Source organism: Pseudomonas sp. LB3P14 (genome assembly GCF_054898045.1).
In genome coordinates this window covers 4,122,430-4,142,460 of record NZ_CM142714.1, presented here as the reverse complement: position 1 = coordinate 4,142,460, position 20,031 = coordinate 4,122,430, and the positions used below count along the sequence as shown (strand labels likewise).

Annotated in this window: 17 protein-coding genes; 5 read left to right on the top strand and 12 right to left on the bottom strand. The window is 60.6% G+C overall.

Annotated elements, in window-relative coordinates:
- Positions 1–801 (top strand): N-acyl homoserine lactonase family protein, encoded by an 801-nt coding sequence (locus tag ACYZT5_RS19135; protein WP_462046928.1) that lies wholly within the window; start codon positions 1–3, stop codon positions 799–801.
- A 126-nt stretch (positions 802–927) separates the two neighbouring features.
- Here ACYZT5_RS19135 and ACYZT5_RS19130 read toward each other — a convergent pair whose 3' ends face one another.
- The 4 genes from ACYZT5_RS19130 to ACYZT5_RS19115 all read right to left on the bottom strand — a co-directional run bounded on the left by ACYZT5_RS19130 (position 928) and on the right by ACYZT5_RS19115 (position 5,783).
- On the bottom strand, positions 928–2,358 hold the full coding sequence (locus ACYZT5_RS19130; protein ID WP_462046927.1) for an aminotransferase-like domain-containing protein: 1,431 nt from the start codon (positions 2,356–2,358) through the stop codon (positions 928–930).
- Positions 2,359–2,658: 300 nt separating this feature from the next.
- Positions 2,659–3,363: a hypothetical protein gene (locus tag ACYZT5_RS19125; protein WP_462046926.1), complete on the bottom strand. Its 705-nt coding sequence runs from the start codon at positions 3,361–3,363 to the stop codon at positions 2,659–2,661.
- 189 nt (positions 3,364–3,552) lie between these two features.
- Complete coding sequence (locus ACYZT5_RS19120) at positions 3,553–5,070, bottom strand: sensor histidine kinase (protein WP_462046925.1); 1,518 nt, start codon at positions 5,068–5,070, stop codon at positions 3,553–3,555.
- Positions 5,067–5,783 (bottom strand): response regulator transcription factor, encoded by a 717-nt coding sequence (locus ACYZT5_RS19115; RefSeq protein ID WP_462046924.1) that lies wholly within the window; start codon positions 5,781–5,783, stop codon positions 5,067–5,069. The genes ACYZT5_RS19120 and ACYZT5_RS19115 overlap by 4 nt, the downstream gene beginning before the upstream one ends.
- A gap of 151 nt (positions 5,784–5,934) precedes the next feature.
- On the opposite strand from ACYZT5_RS19115, the gene msrB reads away from it, so the two are divergent.
- The 3 genes from msrB to msrA are packed head-to-tail and all read left to right on the top strand — an operon-like array spanning position 5,935 to position 9,008.
- A complete protein-coding gene (gene msrB, locus ACYZT5_RS19110; RefSeq protein WP_462046923.1) occupies positions 5,935–6,453 on the top strand; it encodes a peptide-methionine (R)-S-oxide reductase MsrB in 519 nt (172 codons plus the stop codon).
- 43 nt (positions 6,454–6,496) lie between these two features.
- On the top strand, positions 6,497–8,272 hold the full coding sequence (locus ACYZT5_RS19105; protein WP_462046922.1) for a cytochrome c biogenesis protein DipZ: 1,776 nt from the start codon (positions 6,497–6,499) through the stop codon (positions 8,270–8,272).
- Between the two features lie 31 nt (positions 8,273–8,303).
- Positions 8,304–9,008, top strand: a complete 705-nt coding sequence (gene msrA / locus ACYZT5_RS19100; protein ID WP_462046921.1) for a peptide-methionine (S)-S-oxide reductase MsrA — start codon at positions 8,304–8,306, stop codon at positions 9,006–9,008.
- Between the two features lie 107 nt (positions 9,009–9,115).
- Here the strand turns inward: msrA and ACYZT5_RS19095 are convergent, their stop codons facing one another.
- Complete coding sequence (locus ACYZT5_RS19095; protein WP_462046920.1) at positions 9,116–10,021, bottom strand: LysR family transcriptional regulator; 906 nt, start codon at positions 10,019–10,021, stop codon at positions 9,116–9,118.
- A 102-nt stretch (positions 10,022–10,123) separates the two neighbouring features.
- Here ACYZT5_RS19095 and ACYZT5_RS19090 point away from each other — a divergent pair, with 102 nt between their 5' ends.
- Positions 10,124–11,299, top strand: coding sequence for an acetylornithine/succinylornithine family transaminase (locus tag ACYZT5_RS19090; RefSeq protein ID WP_462046919.1), 1,176 nt, complete (start codon positions 10,124–10,126; stop codon positions 11,297–11,299).
- 151 nt (positions 11,300–11,450) lie between these two features.
- Here the strand turns inward: ACYZT5_RS19090 and ACYZT5_RS19085 are convergent, their stop codons facing one another.
- The 7 genes from ACYZT5_RS19085 to ACYZT5_RS19055 all read right to left on the bottom strand — a co-directional run bounded on the left by ACYZT5_RS19085 (position 11,451) and on the right by ACYZT5_RS19055 (position 19,778).
- Positions 11,451–11,870 (bottom strand): bleomycin resistance protein, encoded by a 420-nt coding sequence (locus ACYZT5_RS19085; protein WP_462046918.1) that lies wholly within the window; start codon positions 11,868–11,870, stop codon positions 11,451–11,453.
- Positions 11,871–11,894: 24 nt separating this feature from the next.
- Positions 11,895–12,395, bottom strand: coding sequence for a P-loop NTPase family protein (locus ACYZT5_RS19080; protein WP_462046917.1), 501 nt, complete (start codon positions 12,393–12,395; stop codon positions 11,895–11,897).
- Positions 12,396–12,552: 157 nt separating this feature from the next.
- On the bottom strand, positions 12,553–14,475 hold the full coding sequence (locus tag ACYZT5_RS19075; protein WP_462046916.1) for an alkaline phosphatase D family protein: 1,923 nt from the start codon (positions 14,473–14,475) through the stop codon (positions 12,553–12,555).
- Positions 14,476–14,645: 170 nt separating this feature from the next.
- Positions 14,646–14,867, bottom strand: coding sequence for a formate dehydrogenase subunit delta (locus ACYZT5_RS19070; protein WP_462046915.1), 222 nt, complete (start codon positions 14,865–14,867; stop codon positions 14,646–14,648).
- Complete coding sequence (gene fdhF, locus ACYZT5_RS19065) at positions 14,864–17,746, bottom strand: formate dehydrogenase subunit alpha (RefSeq protein WP_462046914.1); 2,883 nt, start codon at positions 17,744–17,746, stop codon at positions 14,864–14,866. Before fdhF ends, ACYZT5_RS19070 begins: the two co-directional genes overlap by 4 nt.
- Positions 17,743–19,305 carry a formate dehydrogenase beta subunit gene (locus ACYZT5_RS19060; RefSeq protein ID WP_462046913.1) on the bottom strand — a complete coding sequence of 521 codons (1,563 nt, stop codon included), beginning with the start codon at positions 19,303–19,305 and terminating at the stop codon, positions 17,743–17,745. Before ACYZT5_RS19060 ends, fdhF begins: the two co-directional genes overlap by 4 nt.
- Positions 19,302–19,778, bottom strand: a complete 477-nt coding sequence (locus ACYZT5_RS19055; protein ID WP_462046912.1) for a formate dehydrogenase subunit gamma — start codon at positions 19,776–19,778, stop codon at positions 19,302–19,304. Before ACYZT5_RS19055 ends, ACYZT5_RS19060 begins: the two co-directional genes overlap by 4 nt.
- Between the last annotated feature and the right edge of the window lie 253 nt (positions 19,779–20,031).

Here is a 20,031-nt window from a genome sequence, read left to right as displayed (position 1 = left end):
ATGTCCGTTCCTGTGTACGAAGTGTTCGCCATCCGTGTCGGTGCCAATGCCCAGCGCACCGCCCGGGAAAACTTTCTCTACGACGCCTGCTGTGGTGATCCGAATGCGTCGATGCCGCTGGATTACTACTTCTGGGTCATTCGTAATGAGCAGCAGGTGATCGTGGTTGATACCTGTTTCCAACCGGCCACGGCAGATCGGCGCAACCGTCAGATGTATCGCCTGCCGGAAGAATCCCTACGCCAACTGGACATTGATCCGGCACAGGTCGACAACCTGATCCTCACCCATTTGCACTGGGATCACGCCGGCAACCTGGGGCTTTTCCCGAAGGCCACGGTGCATTTGCAAGAAGCGGAACTGCGCTTCTGCACTGGGCCGAAAATGGCCCATCACACGGTGAACAAAACCTACGAGGTCGACGACGTGATGTCGGCGCTTCCACCGCTGTTTGAAGGCCGGATGCGTTTGCACACCGGCACTGTGGAGGTGGTTCCCGGTGTGACATTGCACCCGGTGGGCGGGCATACACCGGGTAGCCAAGTCGTGCGGGTGAATACCGCGCGGGGGTGGATTGTTCTGGCCTCGGATGCTGCGCATTTGTGGGCCAACATCCGTCAACGCAGTCCGTTTCCGATTATTGATGATCTGGCGCAGACGCTTGAGGCGTTCAGTCTCATCGATAGCCTGGCTGACGGCGAAGACCATGTCATTCCCGGCCATGACCCTTTGATCGCCGAACGCTTCCCGCATTGGAATGACGATCCGCACATCATCTGCCTGCACAGCCATTCCATCTGATGTTCCGAATCCTGTAGGAGCGAGGCTTGCCCGCGAAGCAGGCACCACGGTTCGTCAGACGGACCGCGTTATCGTTCTTCGCGGGCAAGTCGGATCGCCGCACCGCTCGCTCCTACAGGGTATGTGTCAGCCCTGGTTTTTGAGGAGTTGGCCGAGGGTCGCCAGCGCGTCATCTATGCGCGGTGAATACGGCGCTCCGCAACCAATGCGCACAAAGTGGTCGAAGCGCTTGGCGTTGGAAAAGATATCCCCAGGTGAAATCTGGATGCCCGCCTTCAACGCCTCATGGAAAAACGCCATGGACGAATGGGGGTGAGGCAGTTCCACCCACAGCAACGTACCGCCCTGAGGATTGGTCACGCAGGTGCCCACAGGAAAGTAGCGAATGATCGCTGCGCTCATTTGCTGGCGTTGTTGAGTCAGGATTTTCCTCAACCGGCGCAGGTAACGTTCGTAGGACGGTGTCTTCATGAACGCACTGACGGCCAGTTGCGACAACGCCTCACATCCCCGGGATTGAGTGTGTTTGAGCATTTCCACGCGGTCGTGCCATTTCCCTGCGCTGATCCAGCCCAGGCGTATGCCCGGTGCCAGGGTTTTGTTCAGGGATGCGCAATGGATCACGTTGTCGGTGCGGTCCCAGTGCTTGAGCGTGGACAGCGGCTGCTCGGTATCCACCAGATCGCCATAGGTGTCGTCTTCGATCAGCACCGTCGCGTGCTCGGCACACAGTTGCACCAGCCGCGCCTTGTTGGCGTCGGGCATGACGCTGCCCAGCGGATTTTGCAGGTTGGGAATGACGATCAGCGCCTGAATTCGTTCAGGGCCTTGTAGCAGTTGTTCGAGGGCGAACAGATTGATTCCCGCGTGCGAAGTCGCCGGAACTTCCAGAACCCGCAGGTTCAGGCTTTCAAGAATTTGCAGCAAGCCGTAAAAGGTCGGTGACTCCACAGCCACGGTGTCGCCGGGTTGGGTGACCGCGCGCAACGCCAGGTTGATCGCTTCGGTCGCGCCGTTGGTGATCACAATCTTCTCCGCTGGCAGGTTGGCCTTTGTGGTCAGCGCCCGTCGGGCAAGGATATTGCGCAATGTGCTGTTGCCGCAGGTGGAACCCGCCGCGCCGAGCAAGTGCGGATCGTGCCGCAGCGCCTTGATCATATGGTCTTGCAGAGTCTTCAACGGATAAAGTTCCGGCGCACAGAAGGCACTGGCGAAATTGACCTTGATCGTCGCGCGTTGACTGGCCTTGAGTACCGATGACACCTGTTCATGAATGCCGACGTAGACGCCGGTGTCCAGCGGCGGGGGAGGCGCGATCGGGACGGGTTTGCGCAACGTATCGGGCTGACGAATGTAGTTGCCGGAGCGCGGACGGGCTTCCAGCACACCACAGTCCTCGAGTTCCCGACAAACCTGCACCGCGGTCGACAGGCTGACGGCGTGTTTTTCCATCATCAGCCGAATGGAGGGAAACCGTTCCCCGGTTTTCAAGGTGCCGCTGCGGATCGCGTCGAGGTAGTGGTTGGCTAACTGACGGTAGAGGGGCGTTGTGTTCATGATGACCTCAGCAATCGCACCACTGAAGTCTTGGGCTGGAAAGTGAGTTGACGCTCCCTGCAGGCGGACCCGTGGTGCTGAAGGGTTAAGGAAAAGTGTTTTTCTGGCGCCGAATCACCGTGGCATGAGTGCCTTTGGGCATTGATTGCCGAACGGAGTGGCACTTTGCAACTGTCTCGGTGTGGGCGACGACGACGGGAAGGGAAATTGTGGGTTTTTAAAATCACGGGCAATAAAAAGCCCCGCTCTAGGGCGGGGCTCTTAGGTCAGGGGCGCCCGAAGCGCCGCTGATGGATCTTGTTACTGCGCGGCGATGCTGTAGCCATCGAACGCGGTTTGCTGCTGAAGCGCGGTGATGATGTTCTTGCGGTTAACCGCTTGTTCGGCGCCGGCATTGTCCAGGAACGTCTCGCTGTCCAACTCCGCTTCTTCGCCTTCGCCGACGAAGGTGAAGCCCAGGAACTCCAGCGCTTCACGGTCAACGTTCAGTCGTGAACGCGGGGTGCGCAGCGGCAGCGTGACGCTGATGCCGTCTTTGCTGATGGTGAACACTTCGACATCTTTCTTGGCGCGAGCAGCCTTGCTCTTGCCACTGCTTGGGTTGCTGATGGCTTGGTGGGTCTGGTTCAGCACCTTCAGTGCGAGGCCGTAGACCAATTCCTGAAACGCCGGATCGTCCTTGAAGCTGGAGAGAATCCGGCTGATCGGGAATTTGCTGCTCAAGTCCTCCAGGGCTGCAATGTCGGCAGCCTCAGCGTCCTTGAGTTGCTTGAGTTCGCCCATCAATTCGTAGGCTTTATCGTCGTCGAAGCTGTCGTGAGCCTGGCGAATCGCGGCGCGCAGCTCGCGGATCTGGTCGCTTTCCCGGGTGGACTGGAAAGCGTCCAGGACCATCTCGCTGATGGTCTTGGCCTGGGGCACGTGCTGTGAAAGATTGATGGAGTTTTCGTATTCCGCTTTGGACGACAAGGTGACTACGGATTCAGCGGTATTGGAATCGGACATTGAAATTTCACTACTTCTTTTAACTTGGGTTGAGGCGAGAAAGCTCTGGGCCTTTTCAGGCCGCCTAATCTATTGGACCGAGGCGGCGTTGTCACGAATGAACAGGCGGCTGGTCATCATTTTTGGCACAGCGGCTTTTAACCGGCGGCTATCTGGGGGCGTTTTGCCTGAAGTGTCAGCAGCAGTCGACTATTTCCCCAGCGTATTCAGATTCATCGACCGAACCGCCAATTGGTCGGCCGTTTGCTGATCCACCGCCAACGAAAACCGGAAGGTCGCGCCGCGTCCGGGAACGTCAATCAGATGGATCTCACGGCCGTGCAATTGCAGGATCCGGTGCACGATCCGCAACCCCAGTCCGCCATCACGCCGTGCGCCGCCTATGTTGAATGGGCGCAGGAACAGACCTTCGCGCAATTCGGCGGCAATGCCGGGGCCGGTGTCGCTGACAGTGACTTCGATAAAAGGCCCTTGAGGGCGCAGGCCAAGTTCGATTTCTCCACCTCGGGGGGTATGGCGCAGGGCGTTGTCGAACAGGTTGGTCAACACCCGCTCGATCAATCCAAGGTCGGCGCAGGCGGCCGAAACGTTGGGTGCGAAGGTGGCCTTGAGTTCGACCTGGCGCGCCTCGGCCGTCAGTTCGAATTTCTGGAAGATGTCCTGCACCAGATCGGTCAGCGAGAAGCTTTCCAGTACCGGTTGCACGAAACCATGCTCCAGACGCACCAGCTCCAGCAGCGATTGCGCCAGACCACCCACCTTGCGGCTTTGATCCAGCGCGATGCCCAGGTAACGACGGCGGTCGTCGGGGGACAACGTGGCGTCCTTGAGTGACAAGGTTTCCAGGTAACCGTGCAGCGAAGCCAGAGGTGTGCGCAGGTCGTGGGAGATGTTTGCCACCAGTTCGCGGCGTTCCTGATCCTGGCGGGTCAATGAACGCCATTGCTCACCGAGGCGCGCTTGCATCTGCCGGAAGGCCGCGTCGAGGATGGCAATTTCATCGTGGCTGGCGGCCTTTTCCATCGGGACTGATGCAGGCGGCGTTACCGGCGCGCCATCAATGTCGAACTGGCTGACGGTTTCGGTCAAACGACGCAGAGGGCGAGTGATGAGGGCGAATGCCGTGAGACCGGCAATCAGGCACAGCAACGCCACCAGCCCAATGGACAACAGTGCGGTATTCAGGGCGGCGCTGGTGGCGCCGCGTTCGGCGAAGCGGTCGTGCTCTTCGCTGAGCAGCACCACGTAGAGATAGCCCGCCGGTTTGCCGTTGACCTGTAATGGCGCGGCGCTGAACACTTTTCGGCCATCGACGCTGCGCGGATCGTCGCCGAGAATCGGCAGGGCATCGCCCTTGAGCAGGCGCTGGACCGGCGCCAGATCGACCCGCTCCCGGTGTATCCGACCCTCGGGCGCAGCACTGCCGACAATCCGGCCCTCGGTGTTGAGCAGGTACACCTCGACACTGGGGTTGACCAGCATCAGCTGGCTAAACAGGTCGCGCACGGCGTCGGGCATCAGGCCTTTGGTGTCCATCAGCACGGTGTCATGGGCGATGTGCCGGGCCAGATCCCGCGACAGCCCTTGCACCACTTCCAGCTCATGCATCTGGTTGGAGCGCACCTGCATCCATGCCGACGTGCCGCAACACACCAGCAGCAACACGGCGAAAACCAGAGACAGGCGCTGAGTCAGGGTCAGTCTCACGGCTGCTCCTCCTTGACCGCGAATTTGTAGCCTCGACCCCACACCGTGAGGATGCGCGCCGGTTGTGCCGGATCTGCTTCGATCTTTGCCCGCAGGCGGTTGATGTGTGTGTTGACCGTGTGCTCGTAGCCTTCATGGCTGTAGCCCCAGACCGCGTTGAGTAGGTCCATGCGCGAGAACACCTTGCCGGGCTGACGGGCGAAGAAATACAACAGGTCGAACTCCCGTGGAGTGAGGTCAAGGCGACGACCATCAAGGGACACATCGCGAGTGATCGGGTCGATGGAGAGGTCGTCCGTGATCAGGCTGCCGGCGTCCATTTTCAGGTTGCGGGCCATGGCGTCTACCCGTCGCAACAGCGCTTTGACCCTGGCAACCAGTTCGAGCATGGAAAAGGGCTTGGCCAGGTAATCGTCGGCACCGAGTTCGAGCCCGAGAATCCGATGCACTTCGCTGGAGCGCGCACTGGTAATGATGATCGGTGTGTAGCGGGCCATGGCGCGGGCGCGGCGGCAGATTTCGAGGCCGTCGACGCCGGGCAGCATCAGGTCGAGGATCAGTGCGTCCCAGCTTCCTTGCTGCAGCAGTCGCATGCCTTCATCGCCATCGGCGCAGTGCACCACCTCGAACTGCTCATCGCGTAGATGCAGGCAGATCAGGTCGGCGATGTGCAGGTCGTCCTCGACCACGAGGACGCGTTTGGTCTGTTCCATCAAGCTCAATCCTTCGGCGCAATGAGCGCATTGTGCGGGTTTTCCGGGGCCGGAGTTATCACGAATTGTTTAACTTCTCGTGAGGATTTGGCGATCAACCCAAGCCTAGGCTGTGTTCCATGTCAGGCACCTGGATTTTTCGGAGACGACCATGTTTTCACGGCGACAGTTTCTCGTAGCAAGCGGCGGGCTAGGCGCTGCAGCCCTGGTCATCGGTGTATTGCCAAAATTTGCCGCCAGTTCTGCGCTGGTCAGTGACGCCAGCGCAGCGGAGGTATTCGAGGTGGCTCACAGCGACAGCGAATGGCGCGCCATGCTCAGCGCCGAGCAGTACGAAATCCTCCGCGAAGAGGGCACCGAACGGGCTTACAGCAGCCCGCTGAACAACGAGCACCGTGAAGGTACTTTTGCCTGTGCCGGTTGCGCCCTTCCGTTGTTTTCTTCCGCGACCAAGTTCGACAGCCGCACCGGTTGGCCGAGTTTCTGGGCACCGCTGGACAAGGCAGTGGCCACTCGTCAGGACCGCTCCTTCGGGGTGCTGCGCGAAGAAGTCCACTGTCGGCGTTGTGGCGGTCATTTGGGCCATGTCTTCGACGATGGGCCAAAACCCACTGGCTTGCGCTATTGCATGAACGGCCTGGCGATGACGTTCGAGCCGCAGGCGGCTTGATCCATGGTCACTCCTTTTCACTCACTTTATGCAGGTCGACGTTATGTGGCTTCTGGTCCTCGCTTATCTCGGTGGTGTGCTGACGATTGTCAGCCCGTGCATCCTGCCGGTACTGCCCTTTGTCTTCGCTCGCACCGGGCAGCCGTTTATGAAGAGTGGGTTGCCGCTATTGGCGGGCATGGCACTGACCTTCGCGCTCGTCGCCTCGTTGGCGGCGGTGGGCGGCGGTTGGGTGGTTCAAGTCAATCAGTACGGTCGCTGGCTCGCGTTGCTGTTCGTTGCACTGTTCGGGCTGACGCTGTTGCTGCCTCGATTGGCCGAGCGTCTGACCCGGCCGCTGGTGGCGGCTGGCAGCCGGCTGTCGGAAGCTGCGGGTGCCGATGCCCGGCCGCGTCCCGGCGCTTCATTCCTGATCGGCGTCGCCACGGGCCTGCTCTGGGCTCCGTGCGCCGGGCCGATTCTGGGGTTGTTGCTGACAGGGGCAGCGCTGCAAGGGGCAAGCATCGCAACCACCTTGTTGTTGCTGGCCTACGCCGCGGGTGCCGCAACCTCCCTCGCTGTGGCGCTGCTGCTGGGCGGTAAAGTCTTCGCGGCGATGAAGCGTTCCATCGGCGCAGGCGAATGGCTGCGTCGAGGTTTGGGTGCTGCGATGCTGGCCGGTGTTGCGGCGATCGCCCTGGGGCTCGACACCGGGATTCTGGCGCGGGTTTCGACGGCGTCCACCGGCGGTATCGAGCAGGCGTTGGTCGGGCGGTTGGCCGGTAAATCACCGAACGTTAGCGGGGCGATGATGGCGCAGGTTCCGGCCTCTGGAAGTGCAATGAAAGCGGCTGACAAAACACCGGGTGCATTGCCGATTGAAGGCAACCTTCCACCGCTGGACGGCGCGGTGCAATGGCTCAACTCGCCACCCCTCACTGCGCAGGCTTTGAAAGGTAAAGTCGTGCTGGTGGATTTCTGGACTTACTCCTGCATCAACTGCCTGCGCACGCTGCCCTATGTGAAGGCTTGGGCCGAGAAGTACCGCGATCAGGGATTGGTGGTGATTGGCGTCCATGCGCCCGAGTTTGCTTTCGAGCGAGACGTAGGCAATGTCACCAAAGCCATGAGGGACCTGGGCATTAACTACCCGGTGGCCATCGATAATGACTACAAGATCTGGCGAGCTTTCAACAACGAATACTGGCCGGCCCACTATTTTGCCGACGCTCAAGGTCGCATTCGTTATCACCACTTTGGTGAGGGCCAGTACGCCGAATCAGAGCGGGTGATCCAGCAACTGCTGCGCGAAGCAGGCGCCGCGAAAGTCGCGGACGGTCTGATCAATGCCAGTGCCGAGGGTGTTCAACTGGCCCCGGACATGAACGAAGTGCAATCGCCGGAAACTTATGTCGGCTACCAGCGTGCGGAGCATTTCGTCCCTGAAACCAGCCTGGTACCGGACAAGGTGGCCGCCTACAACCCACCGCCACAATTGGCGCTCAACGACTGGAGCCTGGACGGTCAATGGAAAGTCGGCCCGGAGCGGGCGACTTCAAGCGCGCCGGCCAGTCGCATCGTCTACCGCTTCCATGCCCGCGATCTGCATCTGGTGCTGGGGCCTGGCGCTGACGGTAAACCGGTGCGCTTCAAAGTGTTGGTTGACGGAAAAGCCCCCGGCGATGCCCACGGTACCGACGTGGCGCCCGACGGCAGCGGCAGCGTGACTGAACAACGCTTGTATCAACTGGTGCGCCAAACCGGCGGCGTGACGGATCGGACCTTCAGTATCGAGTTTCTCGATTCCGGAGTGTCGGCGTATGCGTTTACGTTCGGTTGATCGTCATTCCATTTATTCAGGAATCAGCCTCATGAAAACCCTATTCACCTGGCGTCGCGCCTTGTTGGGCCTGGCCGCTGCCGGCGTCATCGGCCACTGCTCGGCGTTCTCTTTCGGTGCCGAAGACGCGGTCATCATTCCTCCTCCCACCCTCGACGCAACCAACCAGGCCCACAGCGAAACCGCAGTCTTCGCCGGCGGTTGCTTCTGGGGCGTCCAAGGCGTGTTCCAACATGTAAAAGGGGTGAAGAAAGCTGTCTCCGGTTACGCCGGCGGTGCAGCCAACACCGCTCAATACGAGCGGGTCAGCGAGGGCGATACCGGTCATGCGGAATCCGTCGAAGTCACCTTCGACCCCCGTCAGGTCAGCTATGGTACCTTGCTGCAAATCTACTTCTCGGTGGCTCACAACCCTACCGAACTCAACCGTCAGGGACCTGACAGCGGCACTCAGTATCGCTCGGCGCTTTTCCCGGAAAACAGCGAACAGCAACGTGTCGCTCAGGCCTACATCGCCCAGCTCGACGCCGCCCATTCGTTCAACAAACCCATTGTCACCAAGCTGGAAACCTACAACGGTTTCTACCCGGCGGAGGAGGAGCATCAGGACTTTCTGACCGAGCATCCGACCTATCCCTATATCGTGATCAACGATCTACCGAAGGTCGCGCAGTTGAAGCAGCTGTATCCGGATCGGTATCAGGAGAAACCGGTGTTGGTGAAGGCGGGGATGTGAGAAGTGAAGGGCATAGCCATTACCCAGAAATCACATTCTTGCCCGCGATCTTCGACCGATACAGCGCTTGATCGGCCCTGGCCAGCAACGATGGCGAATTGAGCCGGCTAGTGCTTGCCCCATCTCTGCAAGGCAAAGTCGACAAAACTACGCAGTTTTGGCAAACGGTAGCGATCCTGGGCATACATCAGATTCATTGGTCGGCTCGGCGGCAGGTAATCCGGCATCAATGCCACCAGTTTTCCGTCCTTGAGATCTTGCTCCATCAACGCATCAGGCAACACCACGATGCCCATACCGGTCCGCGCCGCTTGATGCAGTCCTGCCGAACTGTTGATCAACATCGGTCCATTGACCGCTACCGCCACTTCGCCTTCGGGACCGGTCAGGCGCCAATGTTTTTCCACCGACTGCCAGTCATCCCCGGCCGGATAGGCAAAGGACAGACAGTCGTGGTGTTGCAGCTCATCAGGTTTCTGCGGTGTGCCTTTGCGCGCCAGGTACTCCGGTGATGCACACATGGTCAGGGTGTAGTCGAGGAGTGGACGGGCGATCAAGTGGGTCTCCTCGGTATTGCCCAGGCGAAACGCCACGTCGAAACCGTTTTCGAGCAGGTCCGGGCGGCGATTGGTGAGGACCACATCCAATTTGACGCGTGGACACAGCAGGGCGAATTCACTCAGGGCGGGTGCCAGTTTTTCGCTGCCAAACGTCAGCGGTGCGGTGATGCGCAAGGTGCCGCTCGGCTCGTCGAGGGCCTGCTCGGCCAAGCGTTCGGAGTCAGCCACCAACCCCAGGACTTCGAGGCAACGTTGATAGTAAGCCGTGCCGAATTCCGTCAACCGCTGGCGCCGCGTCGTGCGGTTGAGCAAGCGCACGCCCAGTCGTTGTTCCAGCGCCCGTAGGTGATTGCCGACCATGGTCGTGGACATTTCGCACTGGAAAGCGGCGGCGGTCATGCTCCCAGTTTCCACCACTTTGACGTAAACGGTCATTGCCTGGAATAAATCCATTATCAAGCCCAGCTTTAAAATGATTGAAGTGTTGCAGCGTTTATCTAGCTCAGGTGGCTAACCATACTGCAAAAACACTGACTATTGATGGAGCTTGATGTCATGACCGCCGCCTGCCTGATGACCACTTATCAACCCTTGGCCTTGAGTTTCAGCAAGGGCCTGGGCACGCGCCTGTGGGATCAGGCCGGTCGTGAATACCTGGACGCGGTGGCGGGGGTGGCAGTGACCAACGTCGGTCACTCCCATCCGAAAATTGTCTCAGCCATCAGCGAACAGGCCGGGCTGCTGTTGCACACCTCCAATCTTTACAGCATCGACTGGCAACAGCGGCTGGCGCAGAAACTGACGCGGTTGGCGGGCATGGAGCGGGCGTTCTTCAACAACTCCGGTGCTGAAGCCAACGAAACCGCGCTGAAACTGGCGCGGCTATATGGCTGGCAAAAAGGTATCGAACAACCGCTGGTGGTGGTTATGGAGAACGCCTTTCACGGCCGGACTCTGGGTACCTTGTCCGCCAGTGATGGCCCGGCCGTGCGCCTGGGTTTCAACGAGTTGCCGGGGGACTTCGTCAAAGTGCCATTCGGCGACCTGAAGGCGCTGGACAAGGTGCAGCAAGCCCATGGCCCGCGCATCGTGGCGATCCTGATGGAACCGATTCAGGGTGAAAGCGGTGTCCAAATGGCCCCGCCCGGTTACCTGAAAGCCATTCGCGAACTCTGCAATCGGCGCTCGTGGCTGCTGATGCTCGACGAAATCCAGACCGGCATCGGCCGCACCGGCCAGTGGTTTGCCTTTCAGCACGAAGGCATCGTCCCGGACGTCATGACCCTGGCCAAAGGGCTTGGTAACGGCATTCCCATCGGCGCCTGCCTGGCCAGGGGCAAAGCCGCCGACCTCTTCACCCCCGGCAGCCACGGCAGCACCTTCGGCGGCAATCCACTGGCCTGCCGGGTCGGTTGCACCGTGCTGGAGATCATTGAAGAACAAGGGCTTCTGGAAAACGCCAAACTTCAGGGCGAGCGTTTGCTCGCCAGATTGTCCATCGAATTGGCGGACGACCCGAACGTCCTGGAGATCCGCGGCCAGGGTTTAATGATTGGCATCGAACTCAAACAGCCGATTCGCGACCTGACCCTGATCGCCGCACGGGATCACGGCTTGCTGATCAACGTGACACGGGGCAAGACCATTCGCTTGCTGCCGCCGCTGACGATTGATGAGCGGGAAGTGGAGATGATTGTGAGAGGGGTTTGCAGGGCGCTGAAAGTGGCCTGATGCACAATTGATCGTTCCCACGCTCCGCGTGGGAATGCCTCTTGTGACGCTCTGCGTCACGCTTTTTGGGACGCGGAGCGTCCCTGGCTGCATTCCCACGCAGAGCGTGGGAACGATCGTAAATGCACGGCCTAGGCATCGGCTCAGTGTCTTACGGCCGCTCGCCCAAACTCTCCACCAATCGAACCAGATAACCGTCCGGGTCCTGCACCAGAAATTCGCGTTGGCCGACTTCCACCGTATCCGCGCGATACCAGACATCGGCGCAGGGACGAAACAACGGCCACTCAACTTCGGTCAGGCGCTGGAGTATCGGTTCGACGACATCAACGGTGATTTGAAAGTTTATGCCTCGACCAAACGGCGCTTGCAGTGGGCCGGTTACCCACTGGCCTTCGGCCGGGTCGTACTGCTCCAGCATGATTTGAACGCCGTTTTGATCGAGGTAGGCAAAACCGACTTCGGGGCGTTCATAGGCGATTTGAAAACCGATCAGGGAGGTCCAGAAGTGAAGGCTTTTCTTGATGTCCGTGACCATTAATTCGGGGACTGACTTGCTCCGTGCAAACATACGTATCCTTGGTAAACAGTGTGATTAGTCGGCGTGTAGCAGGGTGTTCGCAAATGCCGTGATTTCGGTTCGATCCCTGAGTTTGATTTTTGAACCGCCGAACCCTTCGAACAGTTGCTGATGCGCGGAAAATCCACTGGAGTCTTCGCGGGTACGGTAACTGCCGGCCCATTCCAGCAACATTATCAGCAACGTGTCGTCGTCCTGTTTGTTTTCTCGCTGACGAACATTGGCCACGCAGTTTTCGTCTTCAACACACAGCCAGATCAATGTCGTAGCGCGGTGGATAAGTTCGCTGACTATCCCGCCGTAAACGCCTTCGATCACCCAGCGCTCTTCACCGGCCAGCACCCGCGCCATGCCCAACGCCTCGGCACGGGGGCGGGGGATGCTGTGTTCGTCGGACAACCAGTGAATCGAGTCGAGATCGACCCATGGTATTTGCAGGTGCTCGGCCAGCCGTTGGGCCAGCCAGCTTTTGCCGGAGCCAGAGTTGCCGATGATCAGGGTTCGGGTGAGGTTCATGAGCGACACCGATCAAATAATGAAATGGCTACCCCCTCCGATCGTTCCCACGCTCTGCGTGGGAATGCAGCCCGGGACGCTCCGCGTCCCTTTCGAGAGCTGGAACGCGGAGCGTCCCTTGAGGCATTCCCACGCAGAGCGTGGGAACGATCAGCCTTCAGTTGTCGTTTTCAGGCGCAACCATCCGCGTCTTCGGCGAGCCGTTTGAGTTGTGCTGATAAATTTCTTGCGGCTGTCCTTTTTCATTAAAGAACACCTGCCCGATCCCCGCCGAATTCCACAGCCGTTCACCCGCTTCAGCATGTTCCGGGACATGCGGAACAATGCGCATGCGTCGACGTTTAGTCAGCCAGTTGAGTGGTGAGCGCGGTGAGTAGAGCCAGCGATTGAGGCGGTCGAACCATTCGAGCAGGGCCGGAGGGAATTCGTTTTTGATACCGCTGCTGGTGATCTGCCAGATTCGCGGGCCGGCCTTGCGGTGTCGGATCAGTACTTCGTAGACGAAGGAATAATGCACATCGCCCGACAGCACCACGTAGTTACCGGGTGTGCGCGAGTGTCGGAAAATGTTCAGGATCACCTGGGCTGCGCCGCGATGGGCCATCCAGTTTTCGGCGTCCACCAACAGAGGGTAGCCGCACCAGCTGAAGACGCGCTGCACGGTTTCGATCAGTTTGACGCCGAAGATCGGCGCCGGTGAAACAATGATCGCCGAGGGGTGATCGAGCAGTTCCTGTTGCAGTTCGCTGAGGGCTTCCCAGTCCAGCAAACCCGAAGGCTGCTTGAGGGTCATCTCACTGCGCCAGCGCCGGGTGCGGGTGTCGAGCACGACGATGGCCGGGCTAGTGGGCAGCACGTAATGCCAGTTCTGAAACCTCAGCAGCTCATCGATCAAACCGTCCTGAACGTCGCTGTCGAGATAATGGTCCTGCCCTGTGGCACTCAATAAACGGGTTTTTTCCAGCACGCCGTCGAATGCATCCGGGTTGTTGCCCCAGCCCTGACACACCATATAAGCAATCAGTGCGTTGCCGATGATGCGCTTGGAGAACGGATGACCGTAGGCCGTTTCCTCCCATTGCGCGGAAAGATTCCAGTCATCGGTAATATCGTGATCGTCGAAAATCATCAGGCACGGCAGATGCGCGAACGCTCGGGCGACACCCCCCAGGCCAGCTTTGAAATCATCAATGCGCGTTTGCTCAAGCGCATAACGCTCGCGTCTTTCGGGAATCAATTTTGGCGGTTTTGGAGCGATCAACGTCCAGGGCGTCGGTGACCACACCAGCAGGTACATGGCCATGACCTCGGCGAACGTCACCAGATGATTGTCGGCGCTGCTGCTGGTGAAAATTGGCTTACGCACCCCGCCGAAAAATCGCTCGCGCAGGGTTTCGTTGCTCTGCAGCGCCGGTAACAAATCCGCACGGTGGTAGTAACTGGCGGGATCCTCATAGAGTTTGGCGCTGTCGCTGACCACCGCACCTTCGAGGTGTTCGCCGAACAATCCCAGCCGCGCGATCAAGGCATGGATGGCTCGCAACATTGGACCTGCGACATCGTCTGCGTACACCTGATCGCCGCTCATCATCAGCAGCGCCGGGCGTTTGTGCGCATCCGGCTCGGTCTCCAGCAAACGATCGACACACAGCAAACCGTCCGGGGCCGGATGGTGAGGTTTCCGGCAAGAACCATGCAGCAGCTGATCGACCCGTTTACGCAGGACGAAGTTTGGGCAACGCGCGTCGCCATACAGCAAGTGCGGGGCCCAATCGGCGATGCCTGCGCCTGCGTCATCAATCAGCAGGTCGTATTCGATTAACGTGTCGCAGGGCAGGGCGGCGTCCAGCGGCACATCGATCAAATGAACAAAGGCCTGGGTGCCCACCGCAATGATCGTGCACTGACTCGCGTCGAGGTGGATGTCGTCGCGATCTTGCAGACGCAACGTCAGCGACAACGCCCGCGACCCCACCAACCACATCACCAGTCGCGTGGGCTCCAGCCGCCGCAACAACGGCCCGACCAGGACAGGGGGCAAGGATTGATGATCGTCTGGCAGAGGCAAAGACATAGACATCCGGGTGCTTGGAACAGAGAAGCGCAGGATGATAACGCAGCTGATGTCAATGAATGGCAACTGGCTTGAATCCGACAGTCAAGGCGACAACAGACCGCTTGCCCGCCAAGCACCGCACAATTGAAAGCCCCGAAAAACTCGGGGCTAATCCCAAGGGATCGTGTGTGAACCTAAGCCTCCCAGCCCGCCCCACTGACCGCCGCCTGCGCCAGTGGGTGCAAGTCTGCCCCTTGATGCGCCGTCTGCCAGGCCAGCAACTCCTTGCGCATGCCGGGCGTCCAGTACATCTGCAGGTGATTACGTACGCCGAGCACGGCCTGTTGCTGGTCCGGTTCGTTGGCAAAGTACTGGGCGATCTGGTTGACCATTTTGATCAGGTTGGCAGTGCTCATCGGCGTACCTCCGCTTTAGCGCCACGCGCCTGACGGCGTTCTTTGAGCAGACGGTGCTGTTCGTCACTGAACTCCTGGTAGCGTTTTTGCCACTCGGAAGGGTGGTAGACGCGGCTGACTTCCACGGCGGTGACCTTGTACTCCGGACAGTTGGTGGCCCAGTCGGAGTTGTCGGTGGTGATGACGTTGGCCCCCGATTCAGGGAAGTGGAAGGTGGTGTACACCACGCCTGGGGCGACCCGTTCGGTGACTCGCGCACGCAGTACGGTCTGTCCGGCGCGACTGCCGATGCCGACCCAGTCACCTTCGTTGATGCCACGGCTCTCGGCGTCGGTCGGGTGGATTTCCAGGCGGTCTTCGTCGTGCCAGGCGACGTTGTCGGTACGCCGGGTCTGGGCGCCGACGTTGTACTGGCTGAGGATGCGTCCGGTGGTCAGCAGTAGTGGATAGCGATTGTTGACTTTTTCCTCGGTGGGCACGTAGCCGGTGAGCATGAAACGTCCCTTGCCGCGCACGAATTCCTCGATGTGCATGGTCGGCGTGCCGTCCGGTGCCGCGGCGTTGCACGGCCATTGCAGGCTGCCGTGGCGGTCCAGTTCGGTGTAGCTGACGTTGGTGAAGGTCGGCGTCAGGCTGGCGATTTCATCCATGATTTCTGACGGGTGCTGGTAGTTCATCGGGTAACCCAGGGCATTGGCCAAGGCCACCGTGCCTTCCCAGTCGGCCTTGCCGCCCAGAGGCTCCATGACCTTGCGCACCCGGGAGATGCGTCGCTCGGCGTTGGTGAAGGTGCCGTCTTTTTCCAGGAACGAGCAGCCCGGCAGGAACACATGGGCGAACTTGGCCGTTTCGTTGAGGAAAATGTCCTGCACCACCACGCACTCCATGGCCGACAGCGCCGCGGTGACGTGCTGGGTATTGGGATCGCTCTGGGCGATGTCTTCGCCCTGGCAATACAAGCCCTTAAAGCTGCCGCCCAGGGCTGCCTCGAACATGTTGGGGATGCGCAGGCCCGGGTCGGGTTGCAGGGTGACGTTCCAGGCCTGTTCGAATTGTGCCCGTACCACCTCGTTGGAGATGTGCCGGTAGCCGGGCAGCTCGTGGGGGAAGGAGCCCATGTCGCAGGAGCCCTGAACGTTGTTCTGCCCCCGCAGCGGGTTCACGCCCACGCCTTCGCGGCCGATGTTGCCAGTGGCCATGGCCAGGTTGGCGATGCCCATGACCGCGGTGCTGCCCTGGCTGTGCTCGGTGACGCCCAGGCCGTAGTAGATCGCCGCGTTGCCGCCGGTGGCATACAGGCGGGCGGCGGCACGGATGTCGGCAGCCGCTACGCCGCAGATGGGGCCAAGGACTTCCGGCGAGTTTTCCGCGCGGCTGACGAGCTCGCTCCAGCGGGCGAAATCGCTGCCCTCGCAACGGGCGTCGATAAAGGCTTGGTCGAGCAGGCCTTCGGTGACGATGACGTGGGCCAGGGCGTTGAGCATGGCGACGTTGGTGCCCGGACGCAGGGCCAGGTGCAGTTCGGCGCGGGCATGCACCGAGTCCACCAGATCAATGCGTCGTGGATCGATGACGATCAGCCGCGCGCCTTCACGCAGGCGGCGTTTGAGCTGGGAGGCGAACACCGGGTGGGCGTCGCTGGGGTTGGCGCCCATCACCAGGATCACGTCGGCCTGCATCACCGAGTCGAAACTCTGGGTGCCGGCGGACTCGCCAAGGGTTTGTTTCAGGCCATAGCCGGTCGGCGAGTGGCAGACCCGCGCACAGGTGTCGACGTTGTTGTTGCCGAAGGCGGCGCGCACCAGTTTTTGTACGAGGTAGGTTTCTTCGTTGGTGCAGCGGCTGGAGGTGATGCCACCAATGGAGTCGCGGCCGTACTTTTGCTGCAGTCGACGGAATTCGCTGGCGGCGTAGGTCACCGCTTCATCCCAGCTGACTTCCTGCCAAGGGTCGTTGATGTGCTGGCGGATCATCGGCTTGGTGATGCGATCCGGGTGGGTCGCGTAGCCCCAGGCAAAGCGCCCTTTGACGCAGGAATGGCCATGGTTGGCCTGGCCGTTCTTGTCTGGAACCATGCGCACCAGCTTGTCGCCTTTCATCTCGGCGCGGAACGAGCAGCCCACGCCGCAATAGGCACAGGTGGTGATCACGCTGCGTTCGGGCTGACCCAGTTCGACCACGCTTTTTTCCATCAAGGTCGCAGTGGGACAGGCTTGCACACAGGCGCCGCAGGACACGCATTCCGAGTCGAGGAAGTTCTCGCCTCCGGCGGCCGCGACCCGGGATTCGAAACCGCGCCCGGTAATGGTCAGGGCAAAGGTGCCCTGGGTTTCTTCGCAGGCGCGCACGCAGCGGTTGCAGACGATGCACTTGCTCGGGTCGTAGTCGAAGTAGGGGTTTGAGGTGTCCTTCACGTCGGCCAGATGGTTGTCGCCCTCATAGCCGTAACGCACTTCCCGCAGGCCGACTTGGCCGGCCACGGTTTGCAGCTCGCAGTTGCCGTTGGCCGAGCAGGTCAGGCAGTCCAGCGGGTGATCGGAGATGTACAGCTCCATGACGTTGCGGCGCAGGGTCGCGAGCTTCGGCGTCTGGGTGTGCACGCTCATGCCTTCGGTGACCGGCGTGGTGCAGGACGCCGGGTAGCCGCGCATGCCGTCGATCTCCACCAGGCACATGCGGCAGGAGCCGAAGGCTTCCAGGCTGTCGGTGGCGCACAGTTTAGGAATGGTGGTGCCCAGCAGCGCAGCGGCGCGCATCACCGAGGTGCCTTCGGGCACGCTGATGCTGCGCCCGTCGATGTTCAGGGTGACTTGCACCTGGCTGTCGCGGGCTGGAGTGCCGAGATCGATATCGGTGTTCGGGTCGAAAATAGTGATCATTGCTCGGCCTCCGAAGATTGCAGACCGAAGTCGGCGGGGAAGTGCTTGAGGGCGCTGGCTACCGGAAAGGAGACCATGCCCCCCAACGCGCACAGCGAACCGTATTGCAGGGTGTCGCACAGGTCCTTGAGGATGATCACCTGCTCATCACGACCGCTCTGGTCAGGCGCGGCTAGCAGTCGGTCGATCACCTCCACGCCCCGGGTCGAGCCGATGCGGCATGGCGTGCATTTGCCACAGGATTCTTCTGCGCAGAACTGCATGGCGAAGCGCGCCATGTGGGCCATGTCCAGGCTGTCGTCCGCCACCACCACACCACCGTGACCGAGCATCGCGCCGATGGCGGCGAAGGCTTCGTAATCCAGCGGCGTATCGAATTGCGACGGCGGCACCCAGGCACCGAGCGGGCCGCCAACCTGGGCGGCCTTCAGCGGCCGGCCACTGGCGGTGCCACCGCCGTAGTCTTCCACCAGTTCCCGCAGGGTCAGGCCAAAGGCCCGTTCCACCAAACCACCATGACGAATATTGCCTGCCAACTGGAAAGGCATCGTGCCGAGGGAACGGCCCATGCCGTAATCGCGATAGAACTGTGCGCCCTTGGCCAGAATCAGCGGCACCGAGGCTAGGGTCAGCACGTTGTGCACCAGCGTCGGCAGGCCAAACAGGCCCTTCAACGCAGGGATCGGCGGCTTGGCACGAACGATCCCGCGCTTGCCTTCGAGCGAGTCCAACAGCGCGGTTTCTTCACCGCAGATGTAAGCGCCGGCACCGACCCGCACTTCCATATCGAAAGCCTGGCCGCTGCCGCCGACATTGGCGCCGAGGTAACCGGCGGTCCGAGCAATGTTCAGCGCCTGGCGCAGTGTGGCCACGGCGTCTGGATATTCCGAGCGCACATAGATGTAGCCGTAACTGGCGCCGACGGTGATGCCGGCAATGGCCATGCCTTCGATCAGCAGGAAGGGGTCGCCTTCCATCAACATGCGATCGGCGAAGGTGCCGGAGTCGCCTTCGTCGGCGTTACACACAATGTATTTCTGCGCCGCCTGGGTGCCGCGTACCGTGCGCCATTTGATCCCCGCCGGGAACGCCGCGCCGCCTCGGCCACGCAGGCCCGAATCGAACACTTCCGTCGCGGTCTGCTCGCCGCCCACTGCGATGGCGCGGGTCAAGCCCTCGAAGCCGCCGTGAGCCCGGTAATCATCCAGGGACAACGGCCGGGTAATACCGGCGCGTGCGAACAGCAGGCGTTGTTGAGTTTTCAGATAAGGCAATTCTTCCACCAGGCCCAAGGCCAGTGGATGCGCGGACGGCTCGCCTTGCAGGGCTTCGAGCACGGATGGCACATCGGCGGCGGTCAGCGGGCCGAAGCCGATCCGGCCTTGCGGGCTGTCCACTTCCAGCAGCGGTTCCAGCCAATACAGGCCGCGAGAGCTGGTGCGCTGCAACTCTAGGGGCAGATTGCGTTCCTGAGCCGCAGTGATAAGCGCCACCGCGACTTCATCGGCACCCACGGCACGGGCCAGAGAATCACTGGGCAGATAAAGAGCCGGCATCATGCGTCCTCCCGGCAAGCGTCGAGCAATGCATCCAGACGCTCGGCGCTAAGCCGCGCATGTACCCGGCCATCCAATTCCAGAGCGGGCGAGCAGGCGCAGGCGCCGAGGCAATACACCGGGCGCAAACTGATGCTGCCGTCGGCACTGCTGCCGTGGTCGTCCAGTTGCAGACGTTCGCGCAACTGCGCCGCGAGCTCCTCGGCGCCGCGACTCTTGCAGGACTCAGCCCGGCACAGACGCAGGATATGCCGGGCTGGAGGCGCGGTACGGAAGTCATGGTAAAAACTGATCACCCCGCGAACCTCCGCCTGACTCTGATTGAGGGCGTGAGCAATTTCGGGGATGGCCACATCGGGGATGTAACCGATGCGTTCCTGAATATCATGAAGAATGGGCAACAGTGCGCCGGGGGAGCGCTTGTGGCGCTCCAGCAGACTGTTGACCATCGGCAGGTGCAACATCTCATCAGGCATTCAGCATTCCTCACGGTCACGGACAAACCAGGCGGTTGTCGGTCGTCCGAAAGTGTCGGCTGCGGCATTCACACCACGTCACAGTATCGTGGCATTTTCAGGCCGTTGGCCAGGGCACCCTGAGCGGGCATCTTGTTGTGCCCGGCGCGGTCTTCGCCGCACCTCTACTGGGCATAAAGGGCAGCTTGCCACGCTGCTTTTGATTGAACTGCACCAAAGCGACGTGTTCGGTTCTGCCTACGACTATCCATTA

Coding starts and splice junctions, on each gene's coding strand:
- fdhF (WP_462046914.1), bottom strand. CDS start 17,746: ATGATCACTATTTTCGACCCGAACACCGATATCGATCTCGGCACTCCA.
- ACYZT5_RS19080 (WP_462046917.1), bottom strand. CDS start 12,395: ATGAACCTCACCCGAACCCTGATCATCGGCAACTCTGGCTCCGGCAAA.
- ACYZT5_RS19105 (WP_462046922.1), top strand. CDS start 6,497: ATGTGGCTTCTGGTCCTCGCTTATCTCGGTGGTGTGCTGACGATTGTC.
- ACYZT5_RS19060 (WP_462046913.1), bottom strand. CDS start 19,305: ATGATGCCGGCTCTTTATCTGCCCAGTGATTCTCTGGCCCGTGCCGTG.
- ACYZT5_RS19075 (WP_462046916.1), bottom strand. CDS start 14,475: ATGTCTATGTCTTTGCCTCTGCCAGACGATCATCAATCCTTGCCCCCT.
- ACYZT5_RS19125 (WP_462046926.1), bottom strand. CDS start 3,363: ATGTCCGATTCCAATACCGCTGAATCCGTAGTCACCTTGTCGTCCAAA.
- msrB (WP_462046923.1), top strand. CDS start 5,935: ATGTTTTCACGGCGACAGTTTCTCGTAGCAAGCGGCGGGCTAGGCGCT.
- ACYZT5_RS19090 (WP_462046919.1), top strand. CDS start 10,124: ATGACCGCCGCCTGCCTGATGACCACTTATCAACCCTTGGCCTTGAGT.
- ACYZT5_RS19055 (WP_462046912.1), bottom strand. CDS start 19,778: ATGCCTGATGAGATGTTGCACCTGCCGATGGTCAACAGTCTGCTGGAG.
- ACYZT5_RS19070 (WP_462046915.1), bottom strand. CDS start 14,867: ATGAGCACTGCCAACCTGATCAAAATGGTCAACCAGATCGCCCAGTAC.
- ACYZT5_RS19130 (WP_462046927.1), bottom strand. CDS start 2,358: ATGAACACAACGCCCCTCTACCGTCAGTTAGCCAACCACTACCTCGAC.
- ACYZT5_RS19085 (WP_462046918.1), bottom strand. CDS start 11,870: ATGTTTGCACGGAGCAAGTCAGTCCCCGAATTAATGGTCACGGACATC.
- ACYZT5_RS19095 (WP_462046920.1), bottom strand. CDS start 10,021: ATGGATTTATTCCAGGCAATGACCGTTTACGTCAAAGTGGTGGAAACT.
- ACYZT5_RS19115 (WP_462046924.1), bottom strand. CDS start 5,783: ATGGAACAGACCAAACGCGTCCTCGTGGTCGAGGACGACCTGCACATC.
- ACYZT5_RS19135 (WP_462046928.1), top strand. CDS start 1: ATGTCCGTTCCTGTGTACGAAGTGTTCGCCATCCGTGTCGGTGCCAAT.
- msrA (WP_462046921.1), top strand. CDS start 8,304: ATGAAAACCCTATTCACCTGGCGTCGCGCCTTGTTGGGCCTGGCCGCT.